General features: G+C 74.0%; 2 protein-coding genes (1 of these 2 cut by a window edge). Both read left to right on the top strand.

Annotated features, from left to right (window positions below; all coding sequences use genetic code 11):
- The first annotated feature begins 11 nt into the window (after positions 1–11).
- Positions 12–9860 (top strand): SDR family NAD(P)-dependent oxidoreductase, encoded by a 9849-nt coding sequence (locus E0500_RS07815; protein ID WP_131560419.1) that lies wholly within the window; start codon positions 12–14, stop codon positions 9858–9860.
- 78 nt (positions 9861–9938) lie between these two features.
- Positions 9939–22862, top strand: the 5' portion of a protein-coding gene (locus E0500_RS07810) for an SDR family NAD(P)-dependent oxidoreductase (protein ID WP_181586910.1). Its footprint extends 12009 nt past the window's final position; only the first 12924 of its 24933 coding nucleotides appear in the window; its start codon is at positions 9939–9941; the stop codon falls past the right edge of the window.

The raw sequence follows: 22862 nt of genomic DNA, 5'->3' as shown, positions 1-22862 counted from the left end.
GAGAGCGTGTGATGCAGAACGAATCCGGAGTCCCCGCCGATGACGAGGACATCGCCGTGACCGCCGATGACCAGGACATCGCCGTTGTCGGTCTCTCCCTGCGGCTGCCCGGCTCCCGTACCCCGGAGGAGTTCTGGGACCACCTGGCCGAGGGCCGCTCGCTGATCAGCGAGGTGCCGGCCCGCCGCTGGCGCAAGGAGGACCACCTCGGCCACCCGCGCCGGGAGTTCAACAAGACCAACAGCGTCTGGGGAGGCTTCGTCGACGACATCGACTGCTTCGACGCGGACTTCTTCCGCATCTCCCCGCGCGAGGCACAGTCCATGGACCCGCAGCAGCGGCTCGCCCTGGAGCTGAGCTGGCACGCGCTGGAGGACGCCGGGTACCGGGCCGACCTGCTCGCCGGGTCGCGCACCGGGGTCTTCATGGGCGTCTGCCACTGGGACTACGCGGAGCTGATCGAGCAGCAGGTCGAGGAGATCGACGCCTACTACCCGACGGGCACGGCCTACTCGATCATCGCCAACCGGGTGTCGCACCACTTCGACTTCCACGGCCCCAGCGTCGTCAACGACACCGCCTGCTCCAGCTCGCTGGTGGCGGTGCAGCAGGCGGTTCAGGCCCTCAAGGCAGGCGACTGCGACCACGCGCTCGCCGGCGGGGTCAACCTGACCTGGTCTCCCCGGCACTTCATCGCCTTCGCCAAGGCGGGCATGCTCTCGCCCCACGGCCTCAGCCGGACGTTCGACGCGGACGCCAACGGATACGTACGCGGTGAGGGCGGCGGCGTCCTGCTGCTCAAACGGGCCGCCGACGCCCGCCGCGCCGGCGACCCCGTGCACGCGGTGATCAAGGGCATCGGCACCAACCACGGAGGCCGGACCAGCTCGCTGACGGTCACCAACCCCGCGGCGCAGGCCGAGCTGATCACCGATGTGTACCGTCGCGCGGGCATCGCCTCCGAGAGCGTCAGTTACGTCGAGACGCACGGCACCGGCACGCCGGTCGGGGACCCGATCGAGATCCGCGGCCTGAAGCAGGCCTTCGCGGCACTCAGCGGGGAGCGGGGGGAGGGTGCGGGTCGGTCCGAGGGTGCGGGCCGCTCGAAGGGCGCGGGTCGGTCAAAGGGTGCGGGTCGGTCCAAAGGTGCGGATCGGGCCGAGGCCGAGGGGAGCGCTCCGGCGCATCGGTGCGGTATCGGCTCGGTGAAGACCAACATCGGCCACCTGGAGGGCGCCGCCGGAGTGGCGGGCATGCTCAAGGTGATCCTCGCCATGCGCCACCGCAAGCTGCCCGGGACCGTCAACTTCCGCAGGCTCAACCCCCTCGCCAAGCTGGACGGCAGCCCTCTGTACGTGGTGGACCGCCTCACCGACTGGACCACCGAGGGCCCCGGACCGCTGCGCGCGGGCGTCAGCTCGTTCGGGTTCGGCGGAACCAACGCCCATGTGCTGCTGGAGTCCGCCGACCCGCTCCCCGCCACCGAGGACAGCGAGGAACAGTGGCTGCCGGTGTCGGCCCTGGACGCGGACCGCCTGCGGGAGCTGTGCGGCACCCTGGCCCACTGGGTCCGGGCCCGTGTCGTCGAGAACGATCCGCCGTCCCTGACCGACGTGGCGCGCACCCTCCGCGAGGGCCGGGTGCCCCTGCGCGAGCGGGTGGTGTTCCGGGCGGGCACGCCCGAGGAGTGGGCGGACCAGCTGGAGCGCGTGGCCGCGGGGGAGAAGCCGCCGTCGGGCTGCCCGTACGGCCGGGCCGACGCGAGCGCCCCCGACGGGCTGGACGCGGACGACCTGACCGCCCTGGCCGACCGCTGGCTGGAGCAGGGGCGGGCGGACAAGTTCGCGACGGCCTGGGCCCAGGGCCTTCCGGTCGACTGGGCGCACTGGCCGGAGCAGGGCACCCGTGTGCATCTGCCGGGCTACGCGTTCGCGCGCACGCCCCACTGGTTCCGGCCGGACGCGCCGCAGCTGCGGACACCGGCCGCCGGTACCCCCGAGCCGGTGCGCGGAGAGGCGCGGCAGGGCGGTACCGCCGGGACATTGCTCGGAGAGGGCCGGAAGGACGGTGGCGACTGGTCGTTCCCCGTGCGGTTCGACACCGCGCAGGGCTTCGTACGGGACCACCTCGTCAACGGCGCCCACATCGTCCCCGGCGTCGTGGCGCTCGCACTCGCCACGGCCGCGGCCGGGCAGCCGGCCGTCGCGGGCCCCCGCGCCGGGCAGCCGCCGCGTCTGCGCAACGCCGTGTGGATCCGGCCGCTGCTCGTCGGCGGTGCCGGTCTGTCCACGCGGCTCCGGCTGACCGCCGCGGGCGACGGTTACGACTACGCGATCACCGACGAGCAGGGCACCCCGTACACCAGCGGCCGCATCGCGTACGGCGCCGCCCCGGCCGGGGAGACCGACCTGGACACCCTGCGCGAGAGGTTCCCCGAGCGCCTCGACGCCGCTGAGGGGTACGCCGCGCTGCGCTCCGGCGGCATCGAGCACGGCCCCGCGCTGCGCGCCGTGCACGCGGTGCATCGTGGACCGGACGGAGTGCTGGCCGAACTCAGGCTGCCCGCCGAGGCCCCGGCGGACCTGGCGCTGCAACCCGCGGTCCTCGACAGCGCCCTGTTCACGGCTCTGGCCCTAGGCCCGGCCGACGGCGGCTGGCGTATGCCGTCCGCGCCCGAGGTGCCGTTCGCGCTGGACGGCCTCGCCGCGCACGCGCCCACGACGGCGACCATGTGGGCCTGGCTGCGGCCCGCTGAGGGAACCCGCCCGGGTGCGACCAGGATCGACGTCGACCTGTTCGACGAGAGCGGCCGACTGTGTGTCAGTTTCAGTGGTTACTCCTCCCGGGCGCTGCCGGCCGCCGGGACCGCGGACCCCGCCGCGGAGACGGAGGCGGAGATCTTCGAGGTCACCGGGGTCTGGTCCCCGGCCGAGGCCCCGGCCGACGCCCCGGAGGGCGCATCGGAGGGCGCATCGGAGGGTGCACCGGCCGGACCGGTGACGGTGCTGAACGCCGTACTGGACAGGGATCTGGTGCAGGCGAGCGCCGACCGGCTGGGGATGGACGTCCTTCACTTGACGGTTCCCCACGGCGATGGCGATGGTGACGCCGCTGCCATGAAGGCGGCCTTCGAGGCCTGTTACCCCCATGTGCGGCGGCTGGCGGGCGAAGGGCGGCGCGTGCTCGTGGTCGCGCCCGGTCGGCCCGACTCGCCGGTCTTCGCACCGCTGGCGGCGCTGCTGAAGACCGCGCACCAGGAGAACCCCTCGTTCACGGGCTCCCTCGTGCTCCTCGACGGGTGCGACTCCCGCGACACCGAACGCTTCGAGCGCGTCGTACGGGCGGAGGCCGCCGCTCAGGACGACGCGGAGGTCTGTTACGACACCGGTGGACGCCGGCTGCGCCACCAGACCGTCGAACTGCCCCCGACCGACACCGGCGAGAACCTGCTGCGGGACGGCGGTGTCTACTGGATCACCGGCGGCGCGGGGGGTATCGGCCGGCTGCTGGCGGAGCGCCTGTGCGAGCGGTACGGCGCGACGGTCGTCGTCGGCGGCCGGTCGGAGCGCGGCGAGGAGATCGACGCGCTGCGGACGCGCCTGTCCCGGGGCACGGTGGTGTACCGCCGCACGGACGTGACCGACGCGCAGAGCGTACGGGCCACGGTGGCGGCCATCGTCGCGGAGCACGGCAGGCTCGACGGGGTGTTCCACGCGGCCGGGGTCCTCGACGACGACTACCTCGTCAACAAGCCACTGGAACGTACGGCGGCCGTGCTCGCCGCCAAGGTGGATGGTGCCGCGCACATCGACGCCGCGACCCGCGACCACGCCCTGGACTTCCTGATGCTGTTCGGTTCCGTCGCGGGCGCGTTCGGCAACGCCGCGCAGGCCGACTACGCCGCGGCCAACGCCTTCCTCGACGCGTTCGCCGCGCGCCGGCAGTCCTCCGGCCGGGTGACCCGGGCGGTCGACTGGCCGCTCTGGGCCGACGGAGGCATGCGGATCGACGATACGAGCCTGGCCTATCTGCGCAAGCGCACCGGCACCGTCCCCCTGCCGGCCGAAGCCGGGCTGGACGCGCTGGAGCGCGCGCTGCGCACCGAGGGTCCGGCCCGCCGCGTGGTCCTTTACGGGGAGCGGCCGAAGCTGCGGAGGTACGCGGGCCTCGACCGGCCCGCGCGGCCCGCGCCTTCACGCGGCGGGGACCAGAAGGCTCCGGCCACCGCCCTGGACGACCGCACCCTGGCCGCGCGGACGCACGACCTGCTGCGAGAGCTGTTCGCCGAGGTGACCGGGCAGGCCGCGGAGCGCATCCTCGTCGACGAGAGGCTGGAGACGTACGGCATCGACTCGATCGCCATCGTCGACCTGACCAGCAGGCTGGAGGACACGTTCGGGTCGCTGCCCAAGACGCTGTTCTTCGAGTACGTCGACCTGAAGGGCGTGGCGGACTACTTCCTGGCCGAGCACCGCGACCGGCTCGTGGACGTGTTCGCCGCGCAGGAGCCGTCCCCCGAGGTCACGGACGGGCCCGCGGCCGAGGCTCCGGCTGTCCTCGCACCCGCACCCGCACCCGCGGCCGCGGCTACGGCTACGGCTACGGCCACCGTGGTGCATGCCGCCGCTCGTCCCGCCGACCCCGTTCGTCCCGCCGACCCCGCGCGGCACGACATCGCCGTGATCGGTATGGCCGGGCGGTACCCGGGCGCCGACACGCTGGAGGAGTTCTGGACCCTGCTGAGCGAGGGCCGGCACAGCTTCGAACCGGTCCCGCGCTCGCGCTGGCGGCACAGCGACATCTACTTCGACGAACGCGACGTGCAGGGCAAGACGGTCGTCAGGACCGGCACGTTCCTGCGGGACGTCGACGCGTTCGACCCGCGCTACTTCTCCATCTCCCAGCGCGACGCCGAGCTGCTGTCCCCGGAGGTCCGGCTGCTGATGCAGGCGGGTGTGACGGCGCTGGAGGACGCGGGCTACTCGCGGGAGACGCTACGCCGCCGCTATGACGGCGACGTCGGCGTCCTCGTCGGCTCGATGAACAACAGCTACGCGCTCTACGGCTTCCAGAACATGCTGATGCGCGGCACCGCGACCAGCGGCAGCGAGATCGGCGTGATGGCCAACATGCTGTCGTACTACTACGGGTTCACCGGGCCGTCGATGTACCTCGACACCATGTGTGCGTCGTCGTCCGCGTGCGTGCACCAGGCGGTGCGCATGCTGCGCGGCGGGGAATGCCGTATGGCCCTCGTCGGCGGCGTCAACCTGATGCTGCACCCCTACGACCTGATCGCCACCTCGCAGGCGCACTTCACCACCAAGTCGGCCGAGGTCGTGCGCAGTTACGGGCTCGGCGCCGACGGGACGATCCTCGGCGAGGGCGTGGGCATGCTCGTGCTCAAACCGCTGGCCGAGGCCGTCGCCGACGGCGACCAGGTCTACGGCGTCATCAGGGGCAGCGGCATGACCAACGCCGGGGTGCGCAACGGCTTCACGGTGCCCAGCCCGCACCAGCAGGCGCGCGCCATCGAGAAGGCACTCGACGACGCCGCCGTGGACGCGCGCACCATCAGCTATCTGGAGGGCCACGGCTCGGCGACCTCCCTGGGCGACCCGATCGAGATCAAGGGCGCGAGCCTCGCGTTCGGCCGCGACACCCAGGACCTGGGGTTCTGCGCGATCGGCTCGGTCAAGTCCAACATCGCGCACCTGCTGTCCGGATCGGGGATCGCCGGTCTGACCAAGGTGCTGCTCCAGCTCAAGCACCGCACGCTGGCGCCGTCCCTGCACGCGGAGACGCTCAGCTCCGCGATCGACTTCGACAGGACACCGTTCACCGTGCAGCGCCGCCGTGAGGAGTGGCGGCGTCCCGTGGTCGGCGGCGAGCCGGTGCCGCGCCGCGCGGGCGTCACCTCCATCGGGGCGGGTGGCGTCAACGTGCACCTCGTCGTGGAGGAGCACACCGAGCACACCGAGCACACCGAGCACACCGAGCACAGCGAGTACAACGCCGAGAGCAGCGGCTCCCCGCGGCTGATGGTGTTCTCCGCCATGACGCCCAAGGCTCTGGGCCGGGTGCTGCGCTCGATGCTGACGTACGTACGGGACACCGCTCCCGGTCCGGACGCGCTCGCGTACACCCTGCAGACCGGCAAGAACGAGCTGCCGTGTCGTCTGGCGTTCGTCGCGCACGACCTCGCCGACGTCCGGTCCCGGCTGACCGGTCTGCTCGACGTGGACTGGGAGGCCGAGACCCCCGAGGTGCCCGCGGACACGCACTTCAACGCGAGCACACTGCGGCAGCGGCGGACCGCCGACCCGGAGGCCGTCGCACAGGCCCTGCGGGAGGCGGATCCCCACGGACTCGCCCGGCACTGGGTGGCGGGCGCGAGCCTCGACTGGGACCTGCTGTGGCCGCCGGGCAACCGCCCAGCCAAGGTGTCGCTGCCCGGCTACCCGTTCGACAAGGTCCGCTGCTGGTACCCCGAGTACGACGACGCGCCGAGCGTGCTGAGGCCGTTGTCCCTCACCGGGCGGGCCCACCCGTGGGTCGGCGCCAACCGCTCGGATCTGCACGGGGTGCGCTACGCGCTCCAGCCGCGCGGGGAGGACCTGCTCGACTACGTCTACTCCGTCGGCCGTGACCGCCGCTATCTCACCCCTGTCCTGCTGGACGCGGCGCTGGCGTTCGCCCGGCTCTCCGGGCTGACGGGGCCGCTGCGGCTCCGGAACGCGCGGTGGGCCGCGCTGCCGTCGCCCGCCGAGGCGCCGGAGACGTTCGAGTGGCGGATCGGCACCTCGGGTTCCGGTACGCACCGCGTCGAGCTGTGGCACGCCGGTGAGTCCACGCTGCGGTTCGCCGCCGACGTCGTACCGGGGACGACGCCCGAGCCGGCCGCGGAGCCGCAGGTCCCGCCGGCGTCGGCGACGATCGACGGGGACGGTTTCTACGCGGGGCTGTCCGCGCTCGGCGTCGACGCCCGGCCGTACGCACGCGCCGTCGAGGGCGTCACGGTCCTCGACGGGCGGCTGCTGGTACGGGTCGCCGAGCCGCCCCTGTGCCAGGACCCGCACAAGCAGAACGTGCACATCCCGGCGTGGGTGCTCGCCGGGCTGGTCCAGGGCGTCCAGCACGCGCTGGGCCGTGCGGAGGTGACCGTCGCGGCGGTCGCCGCCACGTACGGCGAGGACCTGGCGCGCACCCGGGCGATCCTGCTGACCCGGACCTCCGACGCCGTGTTCCAGGCGGCCTTCCTCGACGAGGACGGCCGGACGCTGGGCCGGGTCGAGGACGCCGAGTTCACCGGCGCGCCGCTGCCGCCGGCCCTCCGGGGCGAGGCGGCATCCAGGCCGGTGGCCGTGATGCCCGTGGCCGAGGTGGCGCCTGAGGTGGCGCCCAAGTCCGTGCCTGAGTCCGTGCCTGAGTCCGTGCCTCAGTCCGTGCCTGAGTCCGTGGCTGATGTGCCCGAGCCCCTGCCGTCCGGCCATGAGGAGCGGCAGCCCGTGGCCGTGATCGCGACCGTGGCCGGGGACCGGGAGGCGGCACTCGTCCGGATCGTGCGGGAGACCGTCGCGGACCTGCTGAAAGCCGACCTCGGCGACATCGACGACGACACGTACTTCCACGCGTACGGCTTCGAGTCCATCGCGCTCGCCCAACTGGCGACGGAACTGGGCGGCGTGCTCGGCGCGAACCTCAGCCCTGCGCTCTTCTACGAGTGCCCCGACATCCGCAGCCTCACGGAACATCTCCTGGACCGTTACGGCGCGCGGCTCACCGTTCCGGCCGCCCCCGAGGAGCCGACCCCGGCACCTCCTGCACCTCTGGCACCTCTGGCACAACCCGAGCCCACTCATGGGGCCGAGCCGGTGCCGGTGCCGGTGCCAGTGCCAGTGCCGGTGTCCGCGACCCGTCCCCTGCCCGACGACGACGCCGTGGCGATAGTCGGCGCCGCGGGACGGTTCCCCGGTGCGGAGGACCTGGACACCTTCTGGCAGCGGTTGCGCGCGGGCGCCGACCTGATCGCCGACTATCCCGGCGACCGCTTCGACGAGCGCTACGCCGGCGTCGTGGCGAAGGCCGACTTCCCGAAGTTCGCGGGCCGGATCGCCGACGTGGACCGCTTCGACGCCGACTTCTTCTCCCTGTCGCCGCTCGAGGCCGAGCTGATGGACCCCCAGCACCGGCTGGCGCTGGAGACGGTGTGGGCCGCACTGGAGAACGGCGGCTACGCCCCGGCCAGGCTGCCCGCGAACACCGGTGTCTACTTCGGGGTCTCGGGCAGCGACTACCACCACCTGCTCAACGCGAGCGGGGTGTCCCCCGACGCCTTCACCGCCACCGGCAACGCGCACTCCATGCTCGCCAACCGGATCTCCTTCCTCCTGGACGTGCACGGGCCGAGTGAACCGGTCGACACGGCCTGCTCCAGCTCGCTCGTCGCACTGCACCGGGCGGTGGAGAGCATCCGGTCCGGCCGTTGCGACATGGCCGTCGCGGGCGGCGTCAACCTGCTGCTGAGCGTCGACACCTTCGCCGCCACGCAGCTGGCCGGGATGCTCAGCCCGGACGGCCGCTGCAAGACCTTCTCCGCGGACGCCGACGGCTACGTCCGCTCCGAGGGCGTCGCCGCCGTCCTGCTCAAGCCGCTCGCACAGGCGCGCCGGGACGGCGACGCCGTCTGGGGCGTCGTCCGCGGCAGCGCCGAGAACCACGGCGGGCGGGCCGGTTCCCTCACCGCCCCCAACGGCAGGGCGCAGGCCGACCTGATCCAGGACGCCATGCGCGGCATCGACCCCGACAGCATCGGCTACGTCGAGGCCCACGGCACCGGCACCGCGCTGGGCGACCCCGTCGAGGTGAACGCCCTCGTCCGTGCCTACGGCGCCCTCCGCGCAGCTCACGGCAGGCCGGCCCGCGCGGAGCAACCGTGCGCGCTCGGCTCGGTGAAGACCAACATCGGCCACCTGGAGGCGGCCGCGGGCCTGGCCGGGGTACTGAAGGTGCTGCTCGCCATGCGCCACGGCGAGTTGCCGCCGACCCTGCACTGCGACCGGCTCAACCCCCAACTCCCGCTCGCCGACGAAGGCTTCGACGTCGTGCGCGAGCTGCGCCCCTGGACACGGCGCCGTGCCCCCGAGGGGCGGGAGTGGCCGCTGCGGGCCGGGGTGAGCAGCTTCGGCTTCGGCGGCGCCAACGCCCACGTCGTCCTCGAAGCGCCCCCCGCGCAGCAGACCGAGCCACGCACCGGGCCGACGCGCACGGCCCCACCCCAGCTGATCGTGCTGTCCGCCCGGGACGGCGACCGGCTGCGCGCGTCGGCCGGACGGCTGCGGGACTTCCTCGAAGGGGCCCGCCACTACGGAGGAACCCCTGATCCGGCGGACCTGGCGTTCACCCTCCAGGTCGGCCGGGAGGCCATGGAACGGCGACTCGCCTTCGTCGCCGGAAACATCGGCGAGGTCCTCGGCGCCCTGAACCGGTTCCTCGCCGGAGACGAGGCGTCCGGCCTGCACTCCGGCGCCCTGCGGCGGTCCCGCGGCTCCGGCGTACGGCGCGAGCCCGCGCAGGACCCCGAGGTGACGCAGGCGCTGCGGGAGGGACGGCTCGACACGGTGGCGGCCCTGTGGTGCGAGGGCAGGCTCGTCGACTGGCGGGCCCTGCACCCCACCGGCGAGCGGCGCACCGTACGGCTGCCCTCGTACCCGTTCGCGCGTGTCCGCCACTGGGTGCCCGCGAGCGACGAGCCTCCCGCGCCGCCGCCCCGGACCGCGTTCGACGCCGGGGCCCGGGCGGCACTGCTCGACGCGATCCTCGACGGCCGCGCCGACCCGGACGCCCTGAGCGGCGACTGACCGACGGACCCCGCCTTCACCCCCTCCGCCCCGATCAGGCGGCCGAGGCTGCCCTGCGAACCCGAAACGGAACGGAACATGAGTCGAACCATCCTTCGTGTCCCGACGTGGCGCGACGAACCGGCGCTGGGGCGGGCCACGGTGACGGGCGCGCGGCGGCTGGTCGTGCTGTGCGACGTGCCCGACGAGGCCGCCGCCGTTCTGCGCCGACGGCTGCCCGGTGTGTCCTTCGCCCGGGTGGACAGCCGCGACGACGGGCCCGCCGCTGCCTACGAGCACGCGGCGACCCGCCTGCTCGGCGAGTTGCAGCGCCTGCTCGACCGGCCGGCCGGCGGCCCCCGCCAGGTGCAGGTCGTGTGCCGGGAGGGGACGCGGAACGGCTACGCGGGGCTCATCGGCATGCTGCGCACGGCCACCCAGGAGGACCCCGCGCTGCACGGCCGGCTGATCGAGTTCGTCCGGTGGCCCTCGGGCGACGAACTCGCCGATGTGCTGGACGTCGAGGCCGGGCAGGGGCAGGGGCAGGAGCAGGGGCAGAGCCAGGGACAGGGTTCGGGGCGGGACCAGGACCATGTGCGGTACGTCGACGGTCGCCGCCACGTACGGGACTGGACCGCCGCCCCGGCCCCCGAGGCGGCCGTACCGGTGTGGAAGCCCGGCGGCGTCTACCTCCTCACCGGCGGGGCGGGCGGCATCGGGCGGCTGCTCGCGGCCGACATCGCGCGGCACGCCCCCGGCAGCCGGATCGTCGTGTGCGGGCGCTCGGCCGAGGGACCGCCGGGACCCTGGACCGAGTACCGCCAGGTGGACGTCACCGACCCGGGCGCAGTGGCCGAGCTGGTCCGCGCGGTCGTACGGGCGCACGGCGGGCTCGACGGCGTCGTGCACGCGGCGGGTCTGACCAGCGACGACTACGTGATCCGCAAGTCCCACCAGGACGCCCAGCGGGTGCTCGCGCCGAAGACCGCCGGACTGGTGAACCTGGACGAGGCCACGCGGGAGGTGCGCCTGGAGTTCCTGGCGGCGCTGTCCTCCGCCGCCGGGACGCTGGGCAACGCCGGACAGGCCGACTACGCCGCGGCGAACGGCTTCCTCGACGCGTATCAGACCCACCGCGCCGCGCTCGTCGCCGCGGGAGAGCGGCACGGCCGGAGCCTGGCGGTCGGCTGGCCGCTGTGGCGGGACGGCGGGATGAGCGTTCCGGCGGAGGACGTGCCCGCGCTCACCGCCCGGTTCGGCCGCCCTCTCGAAACGGGCACCGCGCTGCGCGCCCTGCACGGTGCGCTCGCACTGGACGCACCGCATCTGCTGGTCATGGACAAGGAGAGCGACGAGAACAGCATGGACAAGGGAGCCGAGCCGGTCGAGGGAGCCCCGGAGACGGAGACGGAGACGGAGACGGAGACGGAGACCGGGACGGTTACGGGGACTGCGGGGCTCCGCGCGCGGGTGCTGCCCCGGCTGAAGGAGCTCGTCGCCGAGACGGTGCGGCTGGACGTCGCCAGGCTGGACGCCGCCGTGCCGCTGGACAGCTTCGGTATCGACTCGCTCGCCGTCACCCGGCTCAACCAGCGGTTCGCGCGGTGGTTCGGCGCCCTCCCCAAGACGCTGCTCTACCAGTACCCGACGCTGCACGACCTGGCCGGATACCTGGCCGATGAGCACCCCGACGGGTGCCACCGCTGGCTCGGGGACGTCCCTTCCACGACTCAGCCCACCACCCGGTCCGTCGCCACCCGGGCCGCCGCCACCCGGTCCGTCGCCACCCGGGCCGCCGCCACCCGGGCCGCCGCCGTCCCGCAATCGTCGCGTCCCGCCGCCGGCGGGACCGCGGAGCGGCCACGCCCCGTCCGCGCGGACGAGCCCATCGCCATCATCGGCCTGAGCGGGCGCTACCCGGACGCGCCCACCCTTCAGGCGCTGTGGAACAACCTGCGGGCGGGCCGCGAGAGCAGCCGGGAGATCCCCGCCGAGCGCTGGTCGCTGGACGGCTTCTACGAACCGGACCCGCAGCGCGCCGTGAGCCAGGGCGCCAGCTACAGCAAGTGGGGCGCCTTCCTGGACGGCTTCGACCGGTTCGACGCCGCGTTCTTCGGGATCGCGCCGCGCGAGGCCGCCGACATGGACCCGCAGGAGAGGCTGTTCGTCGAGACCGCGTGGTCCGTGCTGGAGGACGCCGGCTACACACGGCAGCGGCTCGCCGAGCGGCACGGCTCGCGGGTCGGCGTCTTCGCCGGGATCACCAAGACCGGGTACGACCGGCACCGCCTGCCGGCGGTCGACGGGGTGCCGCCGGCGCCGCGCACCTCCTTCGCGTCGCTGGCCAACCGGGTGTCGTACCTGCTGGATCTGCGCGGCCCGAGCATGCCGATCGACACCATGTGCTCGTCGTCGCTGACCGCGGTGCACGAGGCCTGCGAGCACCTGCGCCACGGCGCCTGCGAACTGGCCATCGCCGGCGGCGTCAACCTCTACCTGCACCCCTCCACGTACGTCGAACTGTGCCGCTCCCGGATGCCGGCCACCGACGGGCACTGCCGCAGCTTCGGCGAGGGCGGCGACGGGTTTCTGCCCGGCGAGGGCGTCGGCGCCGTCCTGCTGAAGCCACTGTCGCGGGCCGAGGCCGACGGAGACCCCGTGCACGCCGTGATCCTCGGCTCCGCCGTCAACCACGGCGGCCGCAGCAACGGCTACACCGTGCCCAACCCGCGCGCTCAGGCGGCGCTCATCCGTGAGGCGCTGGACCGCGCGGGGGTGTCGGCGGCCGACGTCGGCTACGTGGAGGCGCACGGCACCGGCACCCGCCTCGGCGACCCCGTCGAGATCGACGGCCTCACCCAGGCCTTCGCCCCCGACACGGGCACGACCACGGGCACGACCACGGGCACGACCACGGCCACGACTGGTGCCTGCGCCCTCGGTTCGGTGAAGTCGAACATCGGCCACCTGGAGGCGGCCGCCGGTATCGCGGGCCTCACCAAGGCCGTACTCCAGCTGCGGCACGGCGAGTTCGCGCCCACCCTGCACGCCGAGCGGCCCAACCCGGACATCGACTTCCCGGCGACCCCGTTCGCCCTGCAGACCACCGCCGCGCCCTGGCCGCGCCCGGCGAACGGCGCGCCGCGGACGGCCGGCATCTCCTCCTTCGGCGCGGGCGGAGCCAACGCGCACGTGATCGTCGCCGAGTACCGGGCGCCGGAGGCCGGTCACACGGCGCCCGGGACGACGCCCGCACCGTCCTCGTCCGCCTCGCCGCTCGCCTCACCTGCCACGTCTCCCGCCGCGTCCGATCAGCCCGTACTGCTGCCGCTGTCCGCACGCACAGCCGACGACCTCAGGGCCCGCGCCCGGCAACTGGCCGACTGGCTCGACGACCAGCCGGCCGCGGTCGACCTGCACGCCGTCGCCGTCACCCTGCAGACGGGCCGCGAGGCGATGGACGAGCGGCTGTGCTGCGTCGCCGCCACACCCGCCGAGTGGCGCGAGCAGCTCCGCGCCTTCCTCGACGACCCCGAGGGCGAGAGCGAGGGCGCGTTGCGGCGCGGCCGGGTCAGGGCCGCCCGCGAGACGCTGGCCGCGCTGGCCGAGCAGGACGAACTGCGCGAACTCGTCGCCCAGTGGATCGCGCGCGGCGACCTGGACGAGCTGGCGGCGTTCTGGGCCAAGGGCATGCCCCTGGACTGGACTCTCCTTCACACGGACACCGACACCGGCACCGAGCCCCCCGCGCGGGTCCATCTGCCCGCCTACCCCTTCGCCGGCCGGAGTTACTGGCCCGGCCCGGCGGCCACCACGAAGACCACGGAGACTGGGGTGCCCGTACTACCGGCCGTGGACGCGCGACGTGCCACGGCGGCGCGGGCCGTGAACGTCGAGTCGGTCGAGTCGGTCGAGTCGGTCCTGCTGGACGCGCTCGGCGACGCCCTCCAGATGCCGGTCGCCGAGATCGAGCGCCGTCGCCCGTTCGCGGACTACGGCCTGGACTCCATCCTCGGTGTGCACCTGGTCCACACGCTCAACGCGTCCCTCGGCACCGCGCTGGAGACCGCCGACCTGTTCGACCACGGCACCGTGGAGCGCCTGCACGCGCACATCACCGACACCTACGGCGACGTGCTGCGGGCGGATGCGGACGGTTCGGCGACGCTCTCCGCCGAACCGGCTGCCGCTGCCGCTGCCGCCGTGAACGACGCCGACGATGCCGATGACGATGCCATCGCCGTCATCGGCATGGCCGCCCGGTACGCCGACGCCGAGGACCCGCGTGCCCTGTGGGACCACCTGATGGCCGGCGCGGACCTCGTCGAGCCGGTGACCCGCTGGCCCCTCGGCCCGGACGTGACCTGCCGGAACGGCGGATTCGTGCGCGGCTTCGACCAGTTCGACCCCGTGTTCTTCGCGATCTCCGGGGTCGAGGCGGCCGCCATGGACCCGCAGCAGCGCATCTTCCTGGAACAGTGCTGGAACGCGCTGGAGGACGCCGGCCACACCGGGGAACGGCTGCGGAAGAGCACCTGCGGTGTGTACGTGGGCTGTTACGCCGGGGACTACCACGAGCACCTGGCCGCCGCGCCCCCGGCGCAGGCGCTGTGGGGCACCATGGGCTCGCTCGTGGCGTCCCGGATCGCCTACCACCTCGACCTCAGGGGCCCTGCTCTCACCACGGACACCTCCTGCTCCAGCTCGCTGGTCTCGCTCCACCTGGCCTGCCGCGACCTGCGTGCCGGTGCGGCGGACCTGGCCCTGGCGGGCGGGGTGTTCATCCAGACGACCCCACGGCTCTACGAATCGGCCGGCCGCGCGGGCATGCTCTCGCCCAGCGGCCGCTGCCACAGCTTCGACGCCCGCGCCGACGGCTTCGTCCCGGGCGAGGGCGCGGGCGCGGTCGTCCTCAAACGGCTGGCCGACGCCGTGCGCGACGGTGACCACATCTATGGCGTCATCCGCGGTTCTGGCCTCAACCAGGACGGCACCACCAACGGCATCACGGCCCCCAGCGCGGCGTCACAGGAACGGCTGCTGCGTGAGGTGCACGCCACGAGCGGAGTGGAGCCGGGCGGCATTCAGCTCGTCGAGGCGCACGGCACCGGTACGCAGCTGGGCGACCCGATCGAGTTCCGTGCGCTCAGCCGGGTGTTCGAGGGGGCCCCGGCCGGAAGCGTGGTCCTGGGCTCGGTCAAGTCCACCCTGGGCCATACGCAGTTCGCCGCCGGTATCGCGGGCGTCATCAAGGCGCTGCTGGCCCTGGAGCACCGGCAGATCCCGCCGTCGGCGCAGTTCCGCGAGGCCAACCGTGCCATCGCGCTCGACGGCAGTCCGTTCACGGTCACCACCGCGCCGCGGCCCTGGCCGGCGCCTGCCCGCGGCCCCCGCCGCGCGGCCGTCAGCTCCTTCGGGGCCAGCGGCACCAACGCCCACGTGGTGCTGGAGGAACACCGGGCAGCCCACGTCGCGGAACCGGGCGGGGAGTACGCGTTCCTGCTGTCGGCGCGCACCGGGTCCGCACTCCGCGCCATCGTGGAACGGCTCCTCGGCCACCTCGACCGCGAGCCGGGCCTGCCCGCCGGCGCCGTCGCCCACAGCCTGGCAGCGGGGCGCTCCCACTTCGCCCACCGGCTGGCGGTCGTCGCCGCCGACCTGCCGACGCTGGCGGACCGGCTGCGCGCCTGGCTGTCCGGCACCGCCGGTGACACGGTGGTCCAGGGGGAGACCGCCGCCGAGCCCAGGCCCGTCGGGGGCGTGCGCGTGCTTGCGCCCGCCGCGCTCGCCGAGGCGTATGTGCGCGGCGAGGCCGACCGGTTCACCGAGAGCTTCCCGCCCGCCGTGCGCCGTCAGGTGCCGCTGCCCACCTATCCCTTCGAGCGCCGCCGCTACTGGGCCGACACCCCGTCGCAGCAGTCGGCCCCGGATGCGGCTCCGGACACCGGCACGAGCACGGGCATGGACACGGACGGGGACACGAACGCGCTCCGAGTCCGGCTCAGCGGGGCGGAGTTCTTCCTCGCCGACCACCATGTGGGCGGCCGGGCCGTCCTGCCCGGCGTGATGTCGCTGGAGTTCGCACGCCGTGCCGCCACCGGCGACCGAAGCGGGGGCTCCTTCCGGCCGGTCGGCCTGCGCGATGTCGTCTGGCCCGCGCCGTTCCCTGTCGACGCCGATGCCGACGGCGCCGAGCTGCGTGTCGACCTCGACGGCGACGCCTTCCGGGTGCTGCGCGACGGCTCGACTGTCCACGCCCAGGGGCGCGTCACCTCACCCGGCTCGCCCGGCTCTTCCCACAGGCCCGGGTCCGCGTCGCTGGACGAGCTGCGGGCCCGGTGCACGCGCCGCACCCTGACGCGGGAGCAGTGCCGTGCCGCCCTCGACGGCGTCGGCATCCGGCACGGCGACCGGCTGCGCGCCATCGACACCCTGGCCGTCGGCGACGGCGAGGTCCTGGCCCGGCTCGTCCTGCCGGACGGCGCCCGCGACGGTGCGTTCGGGCTGCATCCGGCGATGCTCGACAGCGCCGTCCAGGCCGTCGTCGGCCTCCACGCCGACGCCGACGGCACGCTGCCCGAGGAACCCGGCGCCGCCGCGGTGCCGTTCGCGCTGGACGCCGTGGACCTCCTCGCCCCCACTACCGAGCGCATGTGGGCCCACCTGCGCCACACCGAGGGCTACACGCCCGTGGCGGGACGGAACGTGACCAAAGTGGACATCGACCTGTACGACGACGCCGGACGCCTCAGCGTGAGCCTGCGCGGCTACACCTCGCGACGTCTGACCGGCACGGTGACACCGCCCACGACACCACCGCCCACGGCCGACGCATCCCCGCACGCCACCCTGCTGGCCCCGGTGTGGGACGCCCTGCCCGCCGTACCCGACGCCCCCCACTGGCCCGCTCCGTCGGCCCGCGTTGTGCTGCTCGGCGGCACCGCGGACGAGCAGGCCGGGCTGCGCCGCCACTGCCCCGGAGCCACCGTCCTGGACGCCGAGGCCGATGCCCAGGCCGGGCTGCCGACCGGTACCGAGCACGTCATCTGGCTCCCCCCAGTCGACGCTGACCCAGTCGACGCTGACCCGGCCGCCGATGAGCCGTCAGCCACCGGCACCCGGGCCGCACTGGCCGTCTTCCGGCTGGTCAAGGCACTCCTGGCGGACGGCGCGGACGCCCGCGAGCTGGGCCTGACCCTCGTCACCCGGCGGACACGCCTGCTGCCGGGCGACACGCACGCCGACCCCGCCCACGCCGGTGTGCACGGCCTGGCCGGCACGCTCGCCAAGGAGTACCCGCACTGGCGCGTCCGCGTCGCCGACCTCGGGGCCGCCACGTCCGTACCGTGGCCGGACCTGCTGGCGCTGCCCGCCGACCCGCGCGGCGAGGTCCTGGCGTACCGGCACGGCGAGTGGTACCGCCAGCGGCTGCTCGAGGTGCCTGAGCCGGGCACGGCCGCCACCCCGCCCGCGACCGGCGGCGTGATCGTGGCCATCGGCGGCGCCGGAGGCATCGGAACGGTGTGGACCGAGCACATGATGCGCCGTCACGGCGCCCAGGTGGTCTGGATCGGCCGCAGCCCGCACGACGCCGACATCGCGGCACGCCAGGACGCCGTGGCCGTGGCGGGGCACGGCCCGCGCCCCGACTACGTCCAGGCGGACGCGACCGACCGCGACGCCCTCCGGCGCGCCCGCGACGAGATCGTACGGCGGCACGGCCCGGTCCGCGGGGTGCTGCACACCGCGCTCGTGCTGGGCGACCGGACGCTGGCCCGCATGGACGAGGAGGGCTTCCGTACCGCGTACGCGGCCAAGGCGGACGTGTCGGTCAACCTCGCCGACGTCTTCGCCGGCCAGCCGCTGGACTTCGTCGCCTTCTTCTCGTCCATGCAGTCCTTCTTCAAGGCGCCGGGGCAGGCCAACTACGCGGCCGGCTGCACCTTCGCCGACGCCTTCGCCGAGCAGCTCGCCCCCCGGCTCGGCTGCCCCGTCAAGGTGATGAACTGGGGCTACTGGGCCGGCGTCGGCAGTGTCACCGCCGACGGCTACCGCGAGCGCATGGGCCGGCTCGGGCTCGGCTCGATCGAGTCCGACGAGGGCATGGCGGCCTTCGACGCCCTGCTCGCCTCCCCGCACCCCCAACTCGCCCTGCTCAAGGCCACCGACAGCCGGAGCATCGACGGCATCTACGGCGCCGACGCGCTCACCCGCCGGCCCGCCGCCACCCTGGCTACCACGGTCCCGTCCCTGATCACCGCGCTGCGTGACGGCCGCCCCGACCGGCGGGACGAGATCGCGCGGCTGCGCGTGAAGGCCGACGGGCACGCCGGGATCATGCACGACGCGCTCGTCCGCATCACCTGGGCGCTGCTGCGGTCGCTGGGCCTGTTCTCCGACGGCCGCGCGGCCACCGCCCACGAGTGGCGTGCCGTCGGCGGCATCGACGACCGTTACGAGCGCTGGACGTCCCACACCCTCGCCGTCCTGGCCGACGCGGGCTTGCTGCGCCGCGCTGGCGACGACCGGTACGCGGCCGTCGACCCCCGCTCCGTGTCCCTCGACGACGCCTGGGCGGACTGGGACCGCGCACGCGACCCGTGGCTGGCCGACGAGGCCAAACGCCCGCAGGCCGTCCTGGTCGACACCACGCTGCGCGCGCTGCCCGCCGTCCTCACCGGCCGCCGCCCCGCCACGGACGTCATGTTCCCGAACGCCTCCCTGGAACTGGTCGAGGGCGTCTACAAGAACAACCCGGTCGCCGACTACTTCAATGACGTCCTCGCCGACACCCTCGTCGCCTACGTCGAACGCCGCCTCGCCGACGACCCCTCCGCGCGACTGCGCATCCTGGAGATCGGAGCGGGCACCGGAGGCACCAGTGCCGTGGTGTTCCGCCGGCTGAAGCCGTGGGCCGACCGCATCGAGACGTACACCTACACCGACATCTCCAAGGCGTTCCTGCTGCACGCGCGCAGGGCGTACGGCCCGATCGCGCCCTACCTGGACCCCCAGCTCTTCAACGCCGAGCAACCCCTGGCCGGGCAGCCGCTCACCCCCGCCTCGTACGACGTGGTGATCGCCACCAACGTCCTGCACGCCACCCGCAACATCCGCACCACCCTGCGCAACGCCAAGGCCGCCGCGCGTCCGAACTCCCTGCTGCTGCTCAACGAGCTGAGCGACAACATCCTCTTCAGCCATCTCACCTTCGGTCTGCTGGACGGCTGGTGGCGCTACGACGACCCGGCACCACGGATCGCCGGATCTCCCGGCCTGGCGCCCGGAAGCTGGCTCCGGGTGCTGAAGGAGGTGGGGTTCCACGGCGGCTTCGTGGGCGCCGAGGGCGCCGACGACCTCGGCCAGCAGGTGATCGTCGCCGAGAGCGACGGCATGATCCGCCAGCCGCGCCCGGACGGAGTGAGCGCCTTCCGCGGCACCCTTCCCCCGGCCGACGACGCCGTACGCCCCCAGGCCACCGCCTCGTCGCAGCCCGTGCCGCAGTCCGCACCGCAGCCGTCACCGCAGTCCGCCGCCGACCGTGACGAGCGGCTGCTGGACCTGGCCCGGGATCATTTCCGCGCGCTCGTCGCGGAGGTCCTGGACCTCCCGGTCGGCGAGATCCGGGCCGATGTGACCTTCGACCGCTACGGCATCGACTCCATTCTCGTCGTCCAGCTCACCGAAGCGGTCCGCAGGGACTTCGACGGCGTCGGCAGCACCCTCTTCTTCGAGGTGCGCACGGTCGACGGCCTCGCCCGGCACTTCCTGCGGACACAGCCCGAGGCGCTCGCCGCGGTCGTGGGCTCCCGAGACGAACCGCGCGACGAACCGCGGGACGGGCAGCAGGTGCCCACCGAGGCCGTCGCCCCCGCACACCTCTCTGCCGTCGCGCGGCAGCCGGAGCCGGAGCCGGTCCCCGCTCAGGAGCAGGGCATGGCCGTCGCGATCGTCGGGATGGCGGGCCGCTACCCCGGGGCGCCCGACCTGGAGACGTTCTGGGACAACCTGCTGAACGGCCGGGACAGCGTGACCGAGATCCCGGCCGGACGCTGGGACCACGACCGCTACTTCGACGAGCGGCGAGGCGTCCCCGGCCGGACGTACAGCAAGTGGGGCGGCTTCCTCGACGGGGTCGACGAGTTCGACCCACTGTTCTTCGGCATCTCGCCCAAGGCGGCGTCGACCATGGACCCGCAGGAACGGCTGTTCCTGCAGTGCGCCCACGCCACGCTTGAGGACGCCGGCTACACGCGGGACGCCCTGCGCTCCGCCGCCCGCGCCCGGGTGGGCGAGGACGCCGGTGACATCGGGGTGTTCGTGGGCGCGATGTACTCCGAGTACCAGCTCTACGGCGCCGAGCAGAGCGTGCGCGGCGAGCCCCTCGTCGTACCGGGCAGCCTCGCGTCCATCGCCAACCGGGTGTCGTACTTCTTCGACGCGAGCGGCCCCAGCGTCACCGTCGACACGATGTGCGCCTCGGCGCTGACCGCCGTCCATCTCGCCTGCGCCGCCCTGCAGCGCGGGGAGTGCGGCGTGGCGGTGGCGGGCGGCGTCAACCTGTCGCTGCACCCGAGCAAGTACCTGATGATCGGCGAGGGTCAGTTCGCCTCCGGCGACGGCCGTTGCCGCAGCTTCGGCGAGGGCGGCGACGGCTACGTGCCCGGTGAGGGCGTCGGCGCGGTGCTGCTGCGCCCGCTCGCCGACGCGCTCGCCGACGGCGACCGCGTCCTCGGGGTGATTCGCGGGACCGCCGTCAACCACGGCGGCCACACCCACGGCTTCACCGTGCCCAACCCCCTCGCCCAGGCCTCGGTGATCCGCGGCGCCTGGCGACGCTCCGGCAGGGACCCGCGCGACATCGGATGCATCGAGGCCCACGGCACCGGAACGGCGCTGGGCGACCCGATCGAGATCGCCGGACTGAGCGCGGCCTTCGCCGAGTTCACCGACGAACGGAACTTCTGCTCCATCGGCTCGGCGAAGTCGAACATCGGCCACCTGGAGTCGGCCGCGGGCATCGCGGGCCTCACCAAGGTGCTGCTCCAGATGCGGCACGGCACGCTGGCGCCGACCCTGCACGCCGAGCGCACCAACCCGGAGATCGACTTCGCGGCCGGACCGTTCGTGCTGCAACGTGACGCCGCGCCCTGGCCGAGGAGGGAGGGGCGCCCACGACTCGCCGGAGTCTCGGCGTTCGGCGCGGGCGGCACGAACGCGCACGTCCTCGTGGAGGAGTACGTGGAGGAGTACGTGGGGGAGTACGTCCCCGGGGCGTCCGCACAGCACGGAGGCCCCGTTCCCGTCGTCGTCGTACTCTCCGCACGCGACGAAGAGCGCCTGCGCGCGTACGCCCGGCGGCTGGGCGACGCGCTGCGGGCCGGGCAGTGGAGCAGCACGGACCTGCCCGACATCGCCTACACGCTTCAGGTCGGCCGAGAGGCCATGCCCGCCCGGTTCGCCGTGGTGGTCAGCGGCCTTTCCGACCTCATCGACGCGCTCGACGCCTGCGCGGGCGGAAGGAGCCTGCCGCAGGGTGCCTACCTCGGTGCCGGGGAGGGCCGGGCCGGCGCGGTCGGTCGGTTCCTGGCCGACGAGGAGTTCCAGGAGACGGTCGTGCGCTGGTCGCGGCGCGGCAAACCGGCACCGCTCGCCGAGGCGTGGGCGAGCGGCCTGCCGGTGGACTGGGCGCGCCTGCACGCCGACGCCGACGCACCGAAGCCGCGCAAGGTCGGGTTGCCGGGCTACCCGTTCGCCCGCGAGCGGTACTGGTACACCGACGGGCTGGACCAACCCCCGTACAGCGAAGGGGAGTCGACGCGGCGGCCCACTGGTACCGAGGCGAGCCCCACCGACGCCGGCCCCGTCCGGGCCCGCCCCGCCGACCCGCGCCCTGCTGAGGCCGCACCTCCCGCTCCCACGGTCCCCGTCCGCCTGTCCGACTCCCACGAGATCCCCGCGGGCGACCTCACCCTGCACCCGGTCTGGGAGCCGACGCGGCTGCTGCGCGGCAGGCCGTACCCGGCCGAGTCGGCGCGTGTCGTCGCGGTCGGCCTCGAACCGGAGGTCCTCGCGGCGCTCACCGCCCACTGCCCGGACGTCGTGCCGCTGCACCCCGGTACGTCGTCCGTGACGGAGCTGCGCGAGGAGCTGGCTGCAGCCGGCGCCTTCGACCACGTGGTCATGCAGTTCCCGACCACGGCCCCCGCGGGCCCGGACGCCGGGCAGCCGATCGCCGAGCAGCGGATCGCCGAGCAGCGTGAAGCCGTCCGGCGCATGTTCCGCGTGCTCAAGGCGGTGTCCGAACCCGGCGCGGACGAGCGGCGGCTGGGGCTCACCCTGGTGACCCGTGGCGCCTTCGCCCCGGACGGTGACGTGCCCGCCGACCCGGCCCAGGCGAGCCTGCACGGCCTGATCGGCGGTCTGGCCAAGGAGGAGCCGCACTGGCGTGTCCGCGCCGTGGACCTGACCGACGGCGAGCCGTTCGTCGCGGGGGAGGTGTTCGCGCTGCCCGCCGACCGCCGTGCGCACCCGTTCCTGCGCCGCGGCGGCCAGTGGCTGCGCAGGCAGCTCCTGCCGGTGGACGCCACCCCGCTCCCGGCCGAGCCCGTCCTGCGTCCCGGCGGTGTGTACGTGCTCCTCGGCGGCGCCGGAGACCTCGGCGTGCTGCTCAGCGAGTACCTGGTCCGCCGGTACGACGCGCGCGTGGTGTGGGTCGGACGCCGCGCCGAGGACGAGACGATCCGGGACAAGGCCGCGCGCGTGGCCAAGGGCGGCGGGCGCCCACCGGTCTACCTGTCCGCCGACGCCTCCGACCCCGCGGCGCTCGCCCGGGTGCGCGACGAGGTGACCGGACGGTACGGCCGCATCGACGGTGTGGTGCACCTGGCGATGGTGTTCAGCCACACCCCGCTGGCCCGGATGGGCGAGGACGAGCTGGAGGCCACCCTGGCCGCCAAGGTCGACCCCTGCGTGCACTTCGCCAACGTCCTCGCGGGCCTGGACCTCGACTTCGTCCTGCTG

It is taken from the genome of Streptomyces sp. KM273126, assembly GCF_004337435.2.
In the GTDB taxonomy this organism is placed as follows: Bacteria; Actinomycetota; Actinomycetes; order Streptomycetales; family Streptomycetaceae; genus Streptomyces; species Streptomyces acidicola.
Note: the sequence above shows the minus strand (reverse complement) of the source record. Positions and strands in the feature narration are given on the sequence as shown.